9 protein-coding genes are annotated in these 19107 nt (G+C 40.5%); all 9 read right to left on the bottom strand.

What is annotated here, in order from left to right:
- Positions 1–74 precede the first annotated feature (74 nt).
- The 9 genes from F9856_RS02385 to F9856_RS02345 all read right to left on the bottom strand — a co-directional run bounded on the left by F9856_RS02385 (position 75) and on the right by F9856_RS02345 (position 19074).
- On the bottom strand, positions 75–6011 hold the full coding sequence (locus F9856_RS02385) for an SNF2-related protein (protein WP_202105605.1): 5937 nt from the start codon (positions 6009–6011) through the stop codon (positions 75–77).
- A gap of 50 nt (positions 6012–6061) precedes the next feature.
- Complete coding sequence (locus F9856_RS02380; protein WP_202105604.1) at positions 6062–6613, bottom strand: hypothetical protein; 552 nt, start codon at positions 6611–6613, stop codon at positions 6062–6064.
- Complete coding sequence (locus F9856_RS02375) at positions 6597–6788, bottom strand: calcium-binding protein (RefSeq protein ID WP_202105603.1); 192 nt, start codon at positions 6786–6788, stop codon at positions 6597–6599. The genes F9856_RS02380 and F9856_RS02375 overlap by 17 nt, the downstream gene beginning before the upstream one ends.
- Positions 6785–11683, bottom strand: a complete 4899-nt coding sequence (locus F9856_RS02370; protein WP_202105602.1) for an SspB-related isopeptide-forming adhesin — start codon at positions 11681–11683, stop codon at positions 6785–6787. Before F9856_RS02370 ends, F9856_RS02375 begins: the two co-directional genes overlap by 4 nt.
- A gap of 255 nt (positions 11684–11938) precedes the next feature.
- Positions 11939–12937 (bottom strand): nucleotidyl transferase AbiEii/AbiGii toxin family protein, encoded by a 999-nt coding sequence (locus F9856_RS02365; protein WP_202105601.1) that lies wholly within the window; start codon positions 12935–12937, stop codon positions 11939–11941.
- 2 nt (positions 12938–12939) lie between these two features.
- Complete coding sequence (locus F9856_RS02360; protein ID WP_202105633.1) at positions 12940–13542, bottom strand: DUF6088 family protein; 603 nt, start codon at positions 13540–13542, stop codon at positions 12940–12942.
- A gap of 67 nt (positions 13543–13609) precedes the next feature.
- The gene (locus F9856_RS02355; protein WP_202105600.1) at positions 13610–16411 is read right to left on the bottom strand and encodes a phage tail tip lysozyme; all 2802 of its coding nucleotides are present in this window, start codon (positions 16409–16411) and stop codon (positions 13610–13612) included.
- A 1-nt stretch (position 16412) separates the two neighbouring features.
- Positions 16413–18764 carry a VirB4-like conjugal transfer ATPase, CD1110 family gene (locus tag F9856_RS02350; RefSeq protein ID WP_202105599.1) on the bottom strand — a complete coding sequence of 784 codons (2352 nt, stop codon included), beginning with the start codon at positions 18762–18764 and terminating at the stop codon, positions 16413–16415.
- Complete coding sequence (locus F9856_RS02345) at positions 18721–19074, bottom strand: PrgI family protein (RefSeq protein ID WP_202105598.1); 354 nt, start codon at positions 19072–19074, stop codon at positions 18721–18723. Before F9856_RS02345 ends, F9856_RS02350 begins: the two co-directional genes overlap by 44 nt.
- Between the last annotated feature and the right edge of the window lie 33 nt (positions 19075–19107).

The raw sequence follows: 19107 nt of genomic DNA, 5'->3' as shown, positions 1-19107 counted from the left end.
TTCTATTTCTTCTTATTCTTATTTTATCATCAACAATCACAAATCACTTGTGATTTGTGATAAGTGATTTGTGATTAATATATCACATTCTTTTTTATTTTGAATGTCCGCAAAATCCGTCCTACATCAGACGGCCTCCAGGGAACGTCTAAATGGTGGACTGCTTTCATACGTGATTGGACGTTTAATCCTGTTCCCCCTTTTTCCGTAGAAGCCATGAGAATCCGCACTTCCCCACTATTGACCTTGCGTGACAGAGAGTTCTTTTTCTCATCAGTATTGGCATCATGCACAAAGGCAATTTCTTCTTTTGGTATCCCTCGATCGACAAGCAAGTCCTTAAGTTCATTGTAAACATCAAATCCTTCTTCCTTACTTTTAGGCGTTCCAATATCAGAGAAAATCATCTGAGTGGCTTTGTCTTCAGCTCCTTCACGGTAAATCCGCTCGACATTATCAACGACTTGAAGGATTTTCTCATTGTCTGATAAGGTATAAGCAGGGTCAATCAACCGCATATCAATGGCTAGTTTTCTAGCTTCCCCGGTTATCTTTAACATATTATCTCTACTTGGATCGACACTACCTGACTTGATAGCGTCTGAACGCTCTACCAGTTCTTCTAAATAGTATTTCTGAGCTTGCGTTAACTCGCTTTCCACCGCAATAATCTTAGCTTCAGGTACAGGTAAATCAAGCATATCAGAAGTCTGAATATCGGCGGTTTCCTTGTAGATTCGCATGAGTTCAGGCAAATTGACAAATTTCTTGAACCGTTTCTTAGGTTGGTATTTATCACCTGTCGGGGCTAGTTCCATAGAGTTTTCGATATTCCCAAAAGCCCCAACCCAGGAATCAAAATTGGATACCTGATATCGTTCCAAAACATCGGGCTGAATGTAATTCATCATGGTGAAAAGTTCACTAATGGAGTTTGAGACTGGTGTTCCTGTCGCAAAAACGACATTTCTATCACCATGCTCTGCCTGAACCTGTCTCACCTTCATCTCCATGTCTACGTTCTTTTTTGAAGTAGTATTGGTGATTCCCGCGACATTCCCAAGTCCAGTGATTGGTCGGATATTCTTGAAGTGATGAGCCTCATCCACAAAAAGAAAATCAATGCCAAGGTTTTCAAATTCGATAAAGGTATCTCGCTCCAGTTTTTGGAGTTCTTCCAACTGGTGTTCTAGTCCCTTAATCGAACGCTCTGCTTCTTTCACCGTATAATCACTATCACTTCCTAGCTTTATTTCTCGGAGTTGCTCGAGTTTGTCATTAATATAGGTGACTTGCTTCTCTCTACTCATCGGTATCTTCTCAAACTGGGAATCCCCAATGACAATGGCATCATAGTCCCCTGTAATAATCCGAGACACAAACTGCTTGCGTTTGGCTTTGGCAAAGTCTTTCTTAGTAGTCACATAGACTTTCTTGGTTGGGAAGAACTTCATAATTTCTTGACCAAACTGAGCAGTCAAACTAGAAGGAACCACATAAAGTGGTTTATGCACCATTCCTAATTCTTTCAACTTGAAGCCAGCTCCAAGCATGGTAAGTGTTTTACCTGAACCGACTTCATGAGCTAGTAGGGCTCGTTTTTCTTCCACAATCCGTTGAATGGCATTCTTTTGGTGAGGACGTAAGGAAATATTCTGAGCAAGTCCATCAATAGTTAAATGGCTACCGTCATAAACCTTAGATACTGTACGATTGTAAAGCCTATTATAGGTGTCTTCAATCATTTGTTGGACTTCTGGATATTTTGCTACAAAATCTTGAAAGAGTTCTTGTAGGTGTGTCTCCTTGGCACGCAGGACTGTTGTTTTCTCTACATCCGTTACATTCTTTTTCTTATCCCCTTCGACAATTTGTTTTGTGATGGTTGGTTGATTGGAATTCAGGAGATTTTCAAAAATTTTACGACCACTATCATAACGAGAACCTGGTACACCTAAACTCCTGTCTGTTGCATTGGAATAGGTGTAGGCAAACTTAGATTGGTAAGTGATAACCCCGTCAATGGGACTGACTTCAAGGACTGTTGCTACTTCTTGGTCTGACAGTTCATAGCCTTTCCCCATAAAGGTTTCTTGAGCAAATTTTCCGTAAATAGACAGAGGAATCCAGCGTGAACCGATTCGATAATCAATGTCTGCTAAAGTAATGCGTGCTGGTTTGACTGTTTCTAGAAGTCCTGCATAATGCGGCCAGTTAAAGTCTTGATTGTCTTGTTTGACGAATAGGTCCACCACTTCTAACTTAGTGACGACATCACCAGACAGAAAGTCTTGGCGAGAAACATAGGTCAATTCCCCATTCAAATACTTTTCAGGATCAGGCATAATGAGGTCGCCTAATTCCTCAATCAAGGTCATCTTCGATTCAACCTGATAGATAGACATCATATAAGCGAAATCAACACCTCGTCCGTCAGCCAAGCTGGAATTTAAGGCATCAAGGGCAGTATGTACCTTTTTAACCTCTTTTTCAGGACGCACTAGAGCCTTCTCAAAGACAAGGGACTTAGTATAGATAACAGACTTTCCACTTGGATCCAGACGTTCATCTTCCAAACTAGCAAGAAGCGAATATTTGTCATCACTATCAAAAAGATTGCGGTTCACTACACTGTTCAAATACCCATAGCGTTTGACAAAGCTATCATAGGTACGATTGAGTTTGCCTAACAAGTGGTTAAAGGTCTCCTTATCATAGTCATAATATCGTTGAATGGCAATGACCTCTTGGTAGGCATTGCGAATGTCCACCATTCCTTTGATTCGTGCCACTTCTTTCTCAGACAAGGGAGCTTCATAGAAAACTGTCTTTTTATAATATCCCTTAAACTGACCACGTTTTGCTGCATCATCAGTCACATAGACATCTAGAGCAGTGCTATCAGTCACTTCTAAGCTATTAAATCTATCAATCTGCTTTTGGGAATGTTTGGTGTCCCATGCTTTGAAGTTGCCTTCTTCATCGACATAGTAACTGATTTCTTCTGTCTTGGTCCCCACTCGAATGCCTTTGTTATCTCGATAGTAAACTGTAGACCCCTGATAACCAAAACTGTACTGACCTAGATTTTCCCTCATTTCAGCTGGAATGGAGGTATCATTGACTTGTTTGGTCAACACATCTGGGTTAATGATGACCTCATTTCTATCTATCTCTCTTGGAGATATTACTTGATTTAGAGCAGTTTGAACACTAGCGATGAGGTTGTCACTAGTCCCCTTAACAGAAAGTGTTCCACCGTTAAAGTTTCTAACTTCATAGGTTCCTAGCACTTGGCTATTGTATTCTCCATCAAAGTATGGATTGAGCCAAATGCGACTATCCTTTTCATAACGAATGGAACCTGAAAAGGCTAAATCATCTGTCACATATACCTTGTTCAGGTGTTTCTGGAAGAACAACATATCCGTTGTGACAGTGGTTCCTGCAATGGCCTTAAAGGCAGAGTCAGGCAGTCGAACCCCACCAAGAAACTCGGTTGTCTCACGAATATCTTGTAAGATATTTTCTGTTCGCTTATCCATGGTTCCTGTGGAAGAGATAATCGCTACTTGTCCACCATCATGGACTAAATCAAGCGACTTTTTGACAAAGTAATCATGAATCATGTAAGGCTTATCGTACCTGTTATCCGCAATTCGTATATTGGCAAACGGCACATTTGAAATCACCAAATCAAAACTATTGTCGTTAAAAGCCACCGTCTCAAAACCCTTAATTTCAATATGACTATTGGGGTGAAGGTGTTTGGCTATAGCTCCTGTAATGGTATCTAGCTCTACGCCATATAGCTCACTCTTTTCTCTTAAGTGTTTGGGCATAGCCGCAAAGAAATTCCCAGTTCCCATGGAAGGATCTAGGATTTTGCCACCCGTAAAGCCATCTCTTTCCAACTTATCCCACATCTGACGGATCAGGGTAGGGTCCGTGTAATAAGCCGTCAGAGAGGACTGCTTCATATCCGAAGACTCTTTATCTGTGACTAAGCTTTTCAGTTCTTCTCGTTCCTTAGAAAATTTTGGATTATAGTCATCAAAAAATTCATTGGCAAGTCCACCCCAGCCCACATACTTGGCAAGGAATTCTTGTTCACTTGGATTTGCCTGACGGCGTTCCGTTTCAAGTGTTTTAACCAAACGAATAGCCGCAATGTTTGTCTCAACCTTATCTCTAGCAGTCTTAGGATAAAAGTCCGTCATATCTTCTGGAAAATAAAAGTCCGTTACAGGAATCTCTGGAATTGTTCCGACTACTTCCTCAAAAGGAACTTGGTTGTTTGGTTGGTCAACAACATCATTGTTGGACTCCTCTACACCACTTGGTTCCAAGAGACCGACAGTCTGAATAGGGTGCTCAGTAGCAGATTCCTCTTCCAGAAATGAAAAAAGGTTTAATTCTTGGTCCGCCCCTTCTAACTCTATTTGTGGTTCTGCCTTTGGCTGATGAAGTGCCTGACTGACTTCTTCCCAGGTCCTCACATAAAGAACTGGATTTTGTTCAATGATATCCGAAAAGTCATTGACTAACTCAATCCGAATCAAACCGTTCAATCGAGCATCGCTGACCGACATGACCTCAAAGTCCTGTCCCTTATAGGAAACCAATGACCCCAGAGGATAAGTGTCCAATACTCTCTGAACCAGTGGATTTTCCGCGAATTCTTCATCAACTACTTCTTTTCCCTCAGCTTTCTCTAGCTTGCTTTTCCAATCTCTGAGAGTTAAATCTGGCTGATTGCCTTTATCTTTTTCAAATTGTTCCGCGTCTTCTCTGCTGAGTTCTTGGTGTAAAAAGGCGTAGGCAACTTGTCTCAGCTCTTCAATGGAAAGCTGACTGCCAAAGAAAAATTCAACTTTTTCATGAGTTAGCCCCATTTGGAGTAGTTCTGTCGCAAGGGCTAGTTGAGTTACCGTAGCTTTTGGATAACCACCTAATAAAGCAAGGTCCGAATTTTTCAAACGAAAACGACCTGCGGCATCCAATAAAATGCCGACTTGGTCTTGGTCAAACTGAGATAGCTCAATCCCCACTTGAGTCAATTTCTCTTGATTTTCTATCCTAATGGCTTGTCCAATTTTTTCTAATTCCTTTTCTTCGACTGTAGTCAGCGTTCGTTTCAGCTCATAGGGACTGCCATCAGCTTCGAGATAAGTAAGTAATTCCTCGCCATCAAAGACTGGTGTCATTTCCATCTCTGTGTCAAAATCACCTCGTCTAAAACTTGGGACTTTGGAACGTTCATTTCGAATTTGGTCAAAATATGTTAGAATCTCAAATTTACGTCGTAAGGATAACTCTTCATAAGCTGGCAGATGACTGTTTTTTCCTATTTGAACATCTAGTTGAGACAAATCTACATCCAAACTAGCAATAACCAGAGAGCCCTCTTCTCGAAAAGATATTGCTTGATGAACACTTGTTTTGTGCTCATCAACAGTTTCTTCATTTTCTAGAACAGTTTCATCAGCTCTAGTTTCAAGCTCAGGCTCGTAAGTTAAGAGAAACTGTTCAATATCTCGACTAATACGATCCGCTAAATTATTAGCCACACGATACACATTGACCAAATTAGCTCCCCTACTCTTTTGTAAGAGTGAATCCGGCGATATGGTTTGGTAGTGTCCATTGGAATCCAATAATTGAAAACGAGTGGCCAGATTGAACAAGGCCACTTCTATCACCAAGTTTTTTTCAGACGGCGATAGTTTATCTAGTTTTTGAAGACCACTTTGGCCGAAAACTTGAGTATAAGTCAACAGGTCATGAGCAGTATCATAAGGACTAGCCTGTACAAAAGCTGAAACGTCCGTCTCAAAATGAAGTACCTGAACAGGGCTTTGGACTTCCTTTCTATTCACAATAAATTCTTTGATAAGGCTATCCCAATCCTCATCAAAGTGGTTTGCTTGGTAATACAAAAATGCTTCAAGCATGGCTCTGTCACGAGGAATGGTAGCCCGCAACATCTGTAGTAAAACTTCTTGATTCATTCGTTCCTCCCATCAAAAAAGAGCTGAGATTCTATTCTCAGCCCTTCGTTTTAGTCTAGGACCAAGGCTCGTTGGTCTTTTTCTTGTGGAATACCTTCCATTACAGTCGCCACATAGTGTTGTAAGAAATGACTTTTCTGGTCTAGTAACTCTTTCTGCAAAGCTAGGTGAACCAAGTCGCCAAAATAATCCTGACTGGAAATGGCTAAGTCCTGTTGAATCATAGCATGTAAGGTTTCAAGACCGATTAAGGAATAGTCTTCACTATCCAAAATTTCATATTGATCCATCGTGTCAGAAAGACTATTCGAAGACATGACATCCATGATAAAACTAGTACCCTCGCCTGTGCCATACAATTTTTCAAGAATATCCGTAATATCTGCTTGCACCTCATCCTGGTAATCATCCACTTTGACTCTTAGTTCATCGCTAACCAAGGACAAGTCATCTTCATCCATATAATCTTGATAAACCTGATTAATAATTGTTCTATCAGAAATACTTAATTCCAATGAGAGAAAGGCTTTGATAAACTCTTGGTAATCATCCTTCTCCATTTCAGACAAAGCCTCTTTCATGGTGTCAAAGTTCCAAGCCATCACACAACTCCTTTTGTGGGACTAGTGGTGAATGTCCAGATTGTAGCTCTTCTAAATCAGCTTGACCATCACCATCTGTATCAATAGCATATGGATTGGTTCCTAAATCTAGTTCCTGAGCGTCTGTCAAACCATCATGGTCTGAATCCTTTTCATAAATGGTTTTCGGATTCATCTATTCTCCTCCTTTTTCTTCAGTCCATAAGCCGTACCAAGTAGAATACCAGCTCCAATCAAGCCCAAAAGTGATTCTTGTTCCCCTGTATTTGGCAAAACGCTTGCTGGAACAGGCGGTTCAATAGTCTCAATTGGTGGTTGAGGTGGTGTGGGTTGATTTGGACTTGGTTCTTGAGGTTGAGGTGTATATGTTACAACTGTATTTGAGCTAATGACATAGCTATTCACTGTATGGAGATAGGTATTCTCCACCTGACCAGCCGCAATCCGTTTCATCTGAAGGTAAACATCTGCCTGAAAGGCTGAATCATCAGAGATAGTCTCTAAGAAGGCTTTATCAAATGAAATTGACACGAGGCCATTTTCTGTATCTACCTGTTGTAAGGTATATTTCGTGACTTCCGTTCCTTCTTTTAAGACAGAACCGTCTTTGAGGGTGATATCCGTCATCAGATAGCTGCGATAAACACCATTGTACTCATCATGCTTTTCATCATAGTTATCTTCAAAACCATATTCAAATAAATCAGTCGCACGATTGCTTGGAATCATCGCTCCAACTAAGCGATAGTTAAAGATTTGATTCAAGGCCACTTCTTTCCCATCAAGGCTGTTATTTTTATGAGACAAGTCAATCACCACATCTTTTTGTGGGTCCAGTTTGGGAACATTATTGACCACTGTTTCCGTCACATAAGCCAAGCCAAAATCAATTTGATAGGCTGTATTTTCATACTGACCACCTGTTTTGGTCAGCTCATTTTTAACCGTCATCGGAAGGGTGACAACTAAGGTTTGACCAGTCTTCACATAGGTATCATAAAAGGTTTTGGGATCATCGCTACTAAGAACTTGAATGGCTCCTTTAGGTGTAAACTGACGTTTAGCCATGGCATCTTGAACAACTTTCGGAGCTTCTGACAAACTAGCGTAGGTGCTGACAGAGATACCAGATACACGATTGCCATCCTTATCCAAAACTTGAATGCCATCAGGATTTAGGGTAAGGGCTTCTTCTGGGTAATCGTCTACCATGTAAAATCCCTTGGCAAGAACATCATCCGTCACGACCATATCCTTGTATTGACTGTAATCCAAGACAATTTTGTAATAATTGACCGTATTCGGAAGGACAGTCTTTCCATCAATTAAAATGCCTTCTTGATTGGTATTAGACTTATGTGGAGTTACTTTAGGGACAAAATTGGTCACCGTATTAGTTTCATAAGCTTGTCCAAAATCCACCTGATAGGCCACGTTTTCATAAGACTTCCCTGAATTAATCATGGTTTCCAAAACCGTCATCGGAGTGACAATAGTAATATTCTCCCCCTTGGTCACATAAGAGTTATAGAAGGCTTGTGGGTCTTCAGGAATGAAAACTTGGAAAGCTCCTTTAGGCTGAATCTTTCGTTTAGAAAGGGCTGCTTGTAAGGAGTTAGGAGCTTCTGATAATTGAGAATAAGACTTCACCGTGATTCCTGAAACTGTTTTACCATCAGATGTGATAACCTGAATAGCTGTTTCATCTGGCAATAAAGCTTCTTCTGGATAATCATCCACAAAGTAAAAACCTTGTGCAATCTGAGAGTTGTCTGCTTTAATCCCTCGGTATTGGTCCAAGTCCCATGAGAGAGTATAGTGATTTTGAGTTCCCACTAGCATTGGCTTCCCATTGATGTCCACTTTGTCTTTATTGAGGTTTTGTTTCTTAGGTTCTGGAGTAACAAGGGTGTTGGACACTTCCTTGGTTTCATAGCCATTGCCGAAATCCACTTGGTAGGCCTTGTTTGTATAGGTCTTTGTCTGACCATAGAGACTATCTTTAACCGTCATTTTGATCAGTAAAGCTAAAGATGTACCTGTTTTGACATACTGGTCATAAAAGACTTGGTTGTCATCGGGCAAAAAGACTTGAAAGGCACCTGTTGGTGTAATCTTAGCACGAGCCAATTTATCTTGAAGGTCTTTAGGTGCTTCATTTAACGAAGCATAGGTTTTAACCGTTATTCCTGATACATTCTGACCATCAAGGGTTGTAACAGCCGTGCCATTTTCCACCACATCAAGCACTTCCTCTGGGTAATCGTCCACAAAGAAGAAGCCTCGTGCAATTGTCTCTTTAGCAGAACGATCTCCCTGATACTGGTCCAAATCCCAAGTCAATCGGTAGTGGTTGGTTGTACCAAGAGCTACGACCGTATCGTTAATGAGAACACCATTCGCATTTTCATTGTTCTTATCAGGTGTAATAGGTGTAGTTGTCTCCCCATCACCTGGTGTACGTACCGTCACAATATTTGAAGTGACTGTATAAGCATTTGTTGTGCCCTTGTTCAAAAGGAGTTTGTAACTATTGGAATAGGTTGCCCCATCATTTTGAACAGAACCATAGAGTTTTGGGGCGGTCAATTGATAAACCTTGGTTAAATCTTTATTCACCTCCTGCAACAAGTTTTCCTTTGCGGTCAAGGTCACAAAATTCTTAGTCTCATCAAAGCTAAGGACATAGTTTTCATTCTCTTTTTGTGTTGTTTCCTTATCAAACAGGTAACCAGCAGGCAAGTAGTCCTCAAAAATGAGACTAGTCGTTTGAGCACGATTGGACGATAAGGCATCAACTGTTAAGGGATAAATCACCGTTGAATCTTTCGCGACAGTTTTCTCATGAAGATTAGCTTGGTCACTATTGACCACTTCTTTCATAATCTCTGGAGTTGTCGTCAAACGGTACGCATGATAATGGACAGTCGGTACTTGTGGTGGCGTTGGAAGTTCTTTTGGAATAGGTTTGACAGGTAAGGTTACCTTGGTCAAAGTTAGACTAGGCTGCACTACTTCTTCCAAAGGCTTTGGCGTGAAGGTTACAGGCTTTTCTGGTGTAAATGTTTTTGGTGTATAGACATCTGGTGTTACCGTAATAGGTTCTGGAACGGGTTCAAGTTCCACCGTTACATGAGGTTTGGGACTATAAGGTGTTACTGTACGTGCCACTGGTAGGGTATTCAAGGCAAACCAGTAAGACAAGCCAACATTCTGAGGCATATCGCCTTGGCCAAAGGTGACTATATAGGTATTGTCTGATGTGACCGTTGAGACAATTGCTCCTTTATAAGCATAGCGACTAGAGGTCGTATCCCATTCTTCAGGTAAATTCAAATCGCTTGCACGGTTGGAACCCAAAGATCGTGCTAGACCTTCATTAGTCACCTGAACGGTTGAGCCATTAATCGGCACAAATTTCCCAGATGAATCTTTAACATATTCTAGACCAATGTCATTATGATTGAGGGAAGAATGCGTGAAGACACCTGGTTTTTCTTTAGAGAAGGTAACTTGCGATCCGTCTTCCAAGAAATACTTGGCAACTACACGAAACTCCATCTTGTCTGTTCGCCAGTCCCCATTTCCATCATTTCGATAGGCAATAAAGCCCTCGGTAGGATCGTTTGGTACAACCAATTTTACGGAATTGGTTCCAGCTGGTGACACAAGATTGGTAATATCGTAACTCACACGACTAATCTTTTTGCCATCAAATCGTGCATTTTGAAGATTTTGATAATTAAAACTGAGGGTCTCACCTGTTTTGAAGCTATCATAAACAAAGAATCCTGTTGAATCCAAAATTCTTGAGTAGCCCCCAAGCATAGCATCCCCAGTTGAAATAATCTGATCAGGATTTCGGGTAATGGCCCCATGTTGTGCTTGTGGTTCACCGTTATTGAGATTTAGAGCTTGAGCAAGGGCTTCAGAAATATAGCCTTCTTCGCCTTTTGAAATCTCGGCCAAGTCACGTTGATAGCGTTCCAATTCTTTCGCATTATAGGCATCAATCGCTTCATTTTCTTTTCTTGCGGCTTCTTCTTTTTCTTGATTGCGTTTGGTTATAGCTTCAATCTCAGCTGCTCGGTCTGAAGCTAATTTTTGTTTCTCTTGATTAGATTTATCTACCGCAGCTTGACCGGCTTGGTTTTCAGAATCTACAGCTGCTTGACCTGCCTGATTACGCCTTTCAATGGCTTCGTTATCTGCTTTTACCTTAGCAAGTCCAGCTTCATTTTCTTTTTGAATGACTTGGTTTTTCGCAACAATTTCATCTGCCTTGGTTTTCTTTGTTAGATAATCTGCCACAGCTTGTTCATTAGTTGATTGAATGGTTTCAACAGCCTTGCCATAGTTAGTATAGTCAAGGACAGATGTCCCATTTCCTGATGAAACTACTTGTTCTTTTACTGTCACATCAGCATCTGCATACTGGGATTTTAGGTCATTGACTTTGGCTTCAACCCAAGTATTTGTCTCTTTACCAATTAGATTGGCCCCTTCGTAGGCCTGTGTCAGCTCCTTATTTTCTTGTTCAATGCGAGCTTTTTCATCCACATAAGCTGCTTTGTCAGCTTTGTAGGATTCAGTAACTTCATTGATAGCCGCAACTTGGTTTTGGGCATCTGCTTCAGCTTTTGAAATTTGTTGGGTGGTCTCTGACGCTGAAGTTGTATTTCCCAAATCCATTGGACTATCTTCCACTGTAGAAACACCTTCAGCCTTTGCCTCTTCAACCGCTTGTGTTACCGTATCATGTGGTACGGTGACAGCAATCGCTCCATTGGATTGACCTGTTGAGACTAAACTTTCAGTTTGTTCAGAAACAGGGGTTGGTTGTGCTTCTGGTAAATTTGTGGCTGGATTCTCCGTTCGTTGAATGGTTGTATCAACTGATGGGGTAACTTCATCAGCATGTGCAACCGTGCCTCCCCAAGCAACAACAGCGGTTACCATGGTTCCAAGGGCAACCGAACATAACGTCCGATATTTTTTACTCTTACGAAAGACGTGTTTCTCGCCTTTTTCCTGATTGACAAGAAAGTGATGATTACATGTTTTGGTCATAAAGTGTCCTTCTTTTCTTTTTTCTGTAGCAACAAACTGTCACTCTTTATTAGATACGAGGGCGTTAAGCGAGCACGACAAAAATAGGAGTTTTGACGAAGAACTTTCCGTTCTAGGAGAAACTCTCTTTTTTGTACAGCTCGTAGCCCAAGTTCAATACAATCATAAAAAAGAAGGCTTGATTTTGTTATCACATTAAGTTCAGTGAAAAGAAAAAAGCCACCCATAAAAGTGGATGACTAAAATAATTGATGTCTAAAGTTTATGGATTTCTTTTTCTAAATTAGCGATAGTTGTTAACACCTCTTCAAATGATGGCACAGACCCATAAAACATTTCTTTCATCTGGTTGTAATCTGATTCAATTTCATTCAATCTGTAATCGTCTGGAAGTAATCTGATTCTTTCAATAGTTGCGTCTTCATAATTTGCCCATTTTCGAGGATAAAATTTTTCCTTAAATGAAACAACTTTCTCCAATAACTCTTGATTCATAAAGGCTCTATTCTTATAAATCGAATGGGCAAGACAGTAAATATCGTAATAATGTCGTGCATAGCGTATAGGGATTTTACTATCTGCTGGTCTATTTGCCTCATGATGTAAAATTGTAGCTTTTTCCCAAAAGGTTCTCTCAGGTAAAACAGTCCTAACTGAAATACTATCTCCCACAAATAACATCGGGTAAATCTTGTATAAATCAGGAGTAATCTCTACCATTTCAGAGGGTGTCCAGGCAGCTAGAGCACCAATTTCTAAGCGAATGACTTGCTTCACATACTCTGATCGGAAACTTGTCGGATACTCAAAAAGCACTGTTTGTGGGTCTTTTACATCTATACTAACTTGAAAATCATCTTCAATCAGTTTCGCAAAATCTAACCTCATCTGTGGAATTAACGAATTCACAAGAAAGTCTTCTGCTTTTAAATTTGATTCCTTATTGAACTTGTCCTGTTGCGTATTTGATCGGGAATGCCACGGTTCGTCTTTACCATATCCAATCACCTGCCAATCCAAGATTAAATCAATATCTTCTGAGAATCGCTTAATTAAATCATAGCACTTAGAAAGACTTGTCCCCCCTTTAAATGTAAAAGCCTCCTTCCATTCACTCTTTGTAAAGAGATAGTTGAGTACGAAACAAACCCAATAGTCTTTCTCAACGATCACTTCATTGATACCAAGTCTCTCCGCAGCATTTCTAATAATGGCTTGAAGGTCTTCTTTGGATATTTTTTTAAATTCTAGCATCTTTAGGATTCTCCTATTTTTTTCAAGATTTTATAAATCCATGCACTGGTAGTCTTGCCTTCCTCAAGAAGTTTCTCTTTATCACTTTTAGTTAACCTATTTTTAAGATAAAGAATCTGTTCTTTTGAAATATTATCTTTTCCAATAGCTTTGATGGCTTGAATAACTAGTGCAGTTAATTGTGACATATTTGAAATGGTACTATTTGTTGTTCGCTTGAACACTAGTTTCGTATTTCCAATTAAAAAATTTACATACCGTCCATCAGAAATATAAGTCCATTGAGCTGGAACTTGTGTTGACAACCCTAATAAATTTAGAGCTGTGTTCCCTGAGGGTGCAATTGTCCAATTGTATTTTCTAGCAATGGCAATAGCCACTTCATTTATTGAAGGAGACTCAAATTCCCCAATCAACTCAATAAACCTTGGTTTGTAATACACACCGTTTACAATACGCTGAATCGTTCCATCGTTAACAAATCGATTCAAGTTTTTTCTAATAGTCTCATAATCAGCGAGCTCTAAAAAATCATTTGAAATAAAGACTGCGCCGTCTGGTAAATTATCAATCTTACTATTAATTTTAGCCTTTATGTTACTCAATTTCTCACCACCTTGTCCCAAATATTATACAATATTTGGGACAAAACGACAACTATCTTTCTGGAGATTATTTCGTCGTATAAGCAAAACTCAAACTACTATCCACTCCAGATAATTTACGGAAGGTGTAGTTGGGATTGCCATTGTAGTTGGTTTCGGAGATAAGGAATGAGCCATCTGGGTAGACTTTTTCGACGAAAGCCACATGTCCATATTCTGCTGGTGTGCCATGTCCTCCACCCGCAAATGAGAGTATAGCTCCTGCTTGCGGACTTGTTCCAGTTTCACCACCGAGACTTGCGGCTGTACGCACCCAATCTTGGCCATTGCCCATGGTACTGATAATTGGAATCTTCTCACCATTTTTACCTTTGAGTTTTAGACCCAGTTGATTGATACGGGCTGCGACTCCCCAAGTACATTGGCCGTAAGCATAGCCCATACCGTCGCCACCTCCTGGAATAGAGTTTTCAAAGAGGTCTCCTCGTACAGCTTCAAGTGCTTTTGGATCACTTTGTGCTGTCCCACCGTTGGGTTGACTGAAGCCTTTTTCAATTTGGTAATACCACTCACTGGCTCGTGTCTGTCGTTCAAGCAGCTTATCACCACTATTTCCTTCCCAGTAAATGAGAAAGAGCTGGGCAAGACTAACTGGACTTCCTGAATTTTTGAAGAAGTCCTTTAACCAGTTGGTGTAATAAGGACTATCCCCATGCAACATGAAATCCAGTTGTAACCCTAAGTCATACCACTTTTGATGTTTTCCTTTGGCATATTCGAGCAATAAGGTATGTCTGCGTGACCCATCTGCAGTATCTGTCCATTGTCCTAAGCCTAAACCACGTTTAAGAATATTGGGGTAACGTCCATTGTATATTGTTGGACCATTGAGTGAGAGCCAGCCCTCATCATCCCACGAGCTGTCTGTTGCACCAATCGGGGGAGATAGATAGTCGCCCTCCGCACGCTTGGGGTTAATAGAGGATTCTACCGACCAATTTCCTAGAATGGCTGCGATAGCTTGATTGGTCGCACCTTTACTTTTGAAATAGTCATAAATCGCCTTGGCCCTCTCGAACTCATCGCCACCAAACTGACCAATAGTTGGAAGAATGGTGGTCTGAACCTGAATCACTTTTGGAAAGTAGAAAGCTGGATTGACATAGACCAACTTATCCGTGTCATCATCAACCATTTGATAGGTGACTTTTAGACCCGTTCCATCCTTGGTCTGACCAATAATGTCTCCTGCCAAGACTTGTTGATGTTCACTTACACGACCTGTATGAATGCCAAATAAGGTTAGTTTGGTCTTATTCACTCCCTTACCAGATGTCAGAATAACGTTCTCTCCATCAAGAGATACCTTGCCATCCATCGGAGCCACAATGACTTGACCTTCTTTTGCTTCTAAGATGATATGGTGATGAAGCGTTGGTTTCTCATCAATGACCTCATAACCATATCGGTAGGTCATGTTTAAGCTATCCTCATCGTTCTGTCCCTGAAAGGGATTGTCCAATTCTTGAAGGGCTAGATAGTTGCCTCCTTCTGTCAACTCCTTTAACTCTTCCTGGTCCTCATCAGACAGCTTGTAAGTAGGTTCTTTATATAAGTCAGACATGGATTTAATAGAATCTCCACCATTTAAGTCTGTCCACACTTGACTGAGAAACGCTTTGTAGGTCACACCACCTGCTTCCATGAAATAGTCAAGCTTGTAGTCTTGGTATTGATGATTCATGTAAACCATGACCTCATCAATCTTAGTGTAAAATGTAATTCCCTTTTCGTTGGTTCTTGTATGCTCCGCATCTTCCAACGTCATGTGGGTATAACTCTTACTCAATTCTATCTCATCTTGTTGAATGATACTGCTTCCTGAAACACTCATGAAAAAGCTCATCATCAAAAGGAGTATCAAGAGAAGGCCTGAGACAATCCAAGTCAAAGGATTTCCCGCAATTGCAGAAAAGAAGGTCAGACTTCCCTTAATGGCTTGGGCAATCCCCTTAACTCCTGCTAGACTGTGCTTTCTGGCATGCTTTAAAAAGGTTTGGTAGCGTCTTTGTGGTTTAAAATGTTTCTGGCGTGTGAATCCTTTTCCCTTTTTGAAGTTCTGGAATCGTTCCTTTCCATGAGCCACTTTCGTCTTTGTATAACGCACACCAGTCTGTCCACTTTTCACCGCCACTTTACCAGCTTGATAGGTAAACCTGCCATAGCGTCTGGCTTTCAAACTAGTATCCTTTAAGGTTCTAAAACCTTCTAAATCATCATCCTGTGCCACCAAGTCAAGCGATTCAGATGTAACTAAGCCTAATCCAACTTTGAACTTGGTGGAGATTTTCTTTGACTTTTGGACTTTCTTGAGTTGTTTGACTTCACGTTTGGCAGAACTCACTTCTTTTTCTGCACTGAGTCGATCAAATGATTTTTCTTGGTGAAACTGAAAGCGAGACTTCAGGGAAGGATTTTCTTTTTGAAAAGTAAACTTGGAATCAACTGCCTTTTGTTTCTCACTTAGTTTCACTTCTGACAAATGTTTTCTTGCCGTCCGCAAACGTTCTTGGGCATGTGGAAGTCGATAGTTCTTGATTTCCTTAACCTTCAACAATCTAGGAGACACATAGGTAATTTCCTTTAGGAACTTCTCTTCTGCTTCCTTTTGGCTTCCTAGCAAATTTTGTTTTAACTCTGTTTTCTTTTCCTGAAAAAGAGAATTTTTAGCTGGTTTTCGAAATCGTCCTTTATTAGGAACAGTCTGTTCTAAGGCTCTAACTTCTTTCCGATAATGCATACGAGCTGATTTTAAGTTGCTTCGAAAGTTTTTCCTGGCCTGTTTGACTACCTTTTTATCCTCTTTCATCTCATGTCCTCATTTTTTCAGGGTCTGTACTCATGATGTCAAAGAGCTTGGTGTGTTGTGGAATCTTATTCTTAAACGGGACAACGGTGGAACCGGCCTTAATTAAGCCTGCCCCTTTTTCAGGATTGACCAAGTATTTCTCCAGTTCCTTGGAAAGTCCAAGCATATGCACCAATTCTTCGCGATCGCTCTTAGCCTGTTTTAATAGAATCATAAACTCGCTATTGGCAATAATACGTCTGCCATTGGCATCCAAAAGAAGTGTCTCCACATTTTGAGTAATGCCAGTTGGTATCGCCCCATACTTACGGACACGACTCCAGAGTTTAAAGAAGAAATCAGAGGCATATTTGTCCAATAAAAGAAGCTGCATTTCATCAAAGTAAATCCAGGTCTTCTTCCCTAGTTTCTGGTTTTTCACCACCCGATTCCAAATTTGGTCAAAGATAACCATAAGGGCAATTTGTTTTAATTCATCGCCTAGCTTTTTGACATTGTAAATCAGGAAATGACTATCTGTCTTGATATTGGTCCGATGTGAGAAAATATCCAACGACCCTTCCACATAGAGTTCCATATCGAGTGCCAAGTCCTTAGCTTCCTGTTCAGGTTGTTGAGATAAGACAAAGACCCACTCGACCAAGGACGGTGTGTCAAAATGCTTATAGGTGAGTCGTGTCACACGGTCAATCAAGGACTTCTCACGACCATCCATTTTGCGGTCCAAGAGCTTTCCTATCCAAGACAAGAGAAATTCTGACTTGACCTTGACTGGATCCTCATCCATATTCTCATCGGATAGGTCTAAGACATTTAAGAAGGTAGTGGAATCTGGGGCAATATCAATACTCTCCCCACCAAAGGCTTGACCGATAATACTGTACTCATTTTCTGGGTCAACAATAATAATTTCAGTATCACTATCTGATTCCTTGAGCTTAGTAGAGATGATTTCATGTTTTGTCGCCATCCCTTTTCCAGCTCCAGAAGTCCCTAAAATCAAACCTGACGGAGTATTTAACTTGCCACGGTCAATACTGATGATATTACTTGAGATTTGATTGATGCCATAAAATTTCCCACCCTTGTCCTGAATATCAACGGAAGTCCAAGGTGCATTCACGGCAACGTTTGAAGTCAATAGAGACCGAGAAACACCTTCAAGATAGTTCTTCCCAAATGGCAAGAGACTATTAAAAGCAGCTTCTTGCATATAGGTCAAGTTATCGATAATCATATCATTAGACCCTGCCACTTGCTTGATAATATCAAGAGATTGTTTGAGTTGTTCTTCAGTATCCGCCAGCACGCCAATTAGAAATACGGTGTCAAACAGTTTATCTCCTGTTTGGGTCATGGTTTGAAGAAGAGCTTCTGCTTCATCGATGTTGTTTTCAAGAACATGGCCGACCTTCTCCAAATAGATGCCTGTCCGAGCCATCTTTTGTTGTTCCCCAATCTTTTGCGATTCCATCAAGGTCTTCTTGGTTCGTAGCTTGGTCATGGTTTCAGACTTGGTAGAGCCTTTAGCATGTAGGCTAATCATCACTTCCAAATCTGACTGCATGAGGTCACGAATAAATTTATCCCCTAGCTCCATACCATAGTCACGAACATAGACAATCTGTAATAATCGATCGTCCAATTCAATATGATTCTTGTGTTTAAAGGAAAGGTAGGTTGGAGCAATAAAGTGTTTGGTGGATTGACCTGACAGGGTTAAATCCTTGTAAGAGAATGGTAAATGATTTTCACCTCGTAACATATCCGCAAGGACATTCACTCGCTCTTCTCCACCAAGCAGACCAAGAGATACATCAATCTCTGAAAAGCCACTCTTGAAATATTCCCCAATTTGCGACAGAGAGCGATAGGCTAGTTTTGGACTCTGGTCGCTCTTGCCAAATGAAAGAAACTTGACAGCCGAAAAGTTGTTCTCACCCGCCTCTAAGTTGGCATCCATCATGCGATTCAATTCATCACGATAAGCATCAAACCCATCTTCCTGTAAGGGATAGAGAATACTCTTACGAAATTTTTCCAAATTGACCTTTTGATTGAAAATGGTCAGTTGGAAATTGGTCTTATCATCTAGTGAATTGATTAAATCGGAATATTTCTCAACAATAGCTCCTTTATCATCTAAGCCAACTGTTTGATAATTGACATCTCCTAAGAGATAGGTTTGTGAAAAATAGCTTGGACTGACCTGCATAAGGCCATTTTGAAAAAGTCCTTGATAGGCTAATGTATTTACGGTAGAAGGTCTGATCTCCTGCTTCTGTGTTTTCGTCTTTTGCTTTTTATCATTAGAAGAGGTCTTTGGTTTCATTGAGTGTTTTAATTTTTTCACGTTGGTCTCCTTTTCTTCCAGTAAATGTGCGGTCTGGCACCGTTAGTTCATAATGAAAACGGTACTTGAGATAGGTTTCAAATGGTAAGTCATTGGGTCTATAGACCCCAAATAACATGAGTGGAATGGTAAAGCTAAAAACAAAACCATAGACAAACCAATCCCCAAATTGCCAGTAAAATAGGTTCAAGCCAAATACCAAAATGGTTAGGGCGACGGCTGGAAATACAAAAATAACCTGTCTAGTTGTAAATCCTAACCATGCCCTGTGTTGAACCTTTGAAATGTCCTTAAAGACACGTGTGTTCATAAATGTTCTCCAATCTAAGTAAGCTATAAAAAG

The sequence above is a fragment of the Streptococcus suis genome (assembly GCF_016743335.1).
Classification (GTDB): Bacteria; Bacillota; Bacilli; order Lactobacillales; family Streptococcaceae; genus Streptococcus; species Streptococcus suis_Y.
The sequence above is the reverse complement of the archived record's forward strand: the minus strand, read 5'-3'. Positions and strand labels throughout refer to the sequence as shown.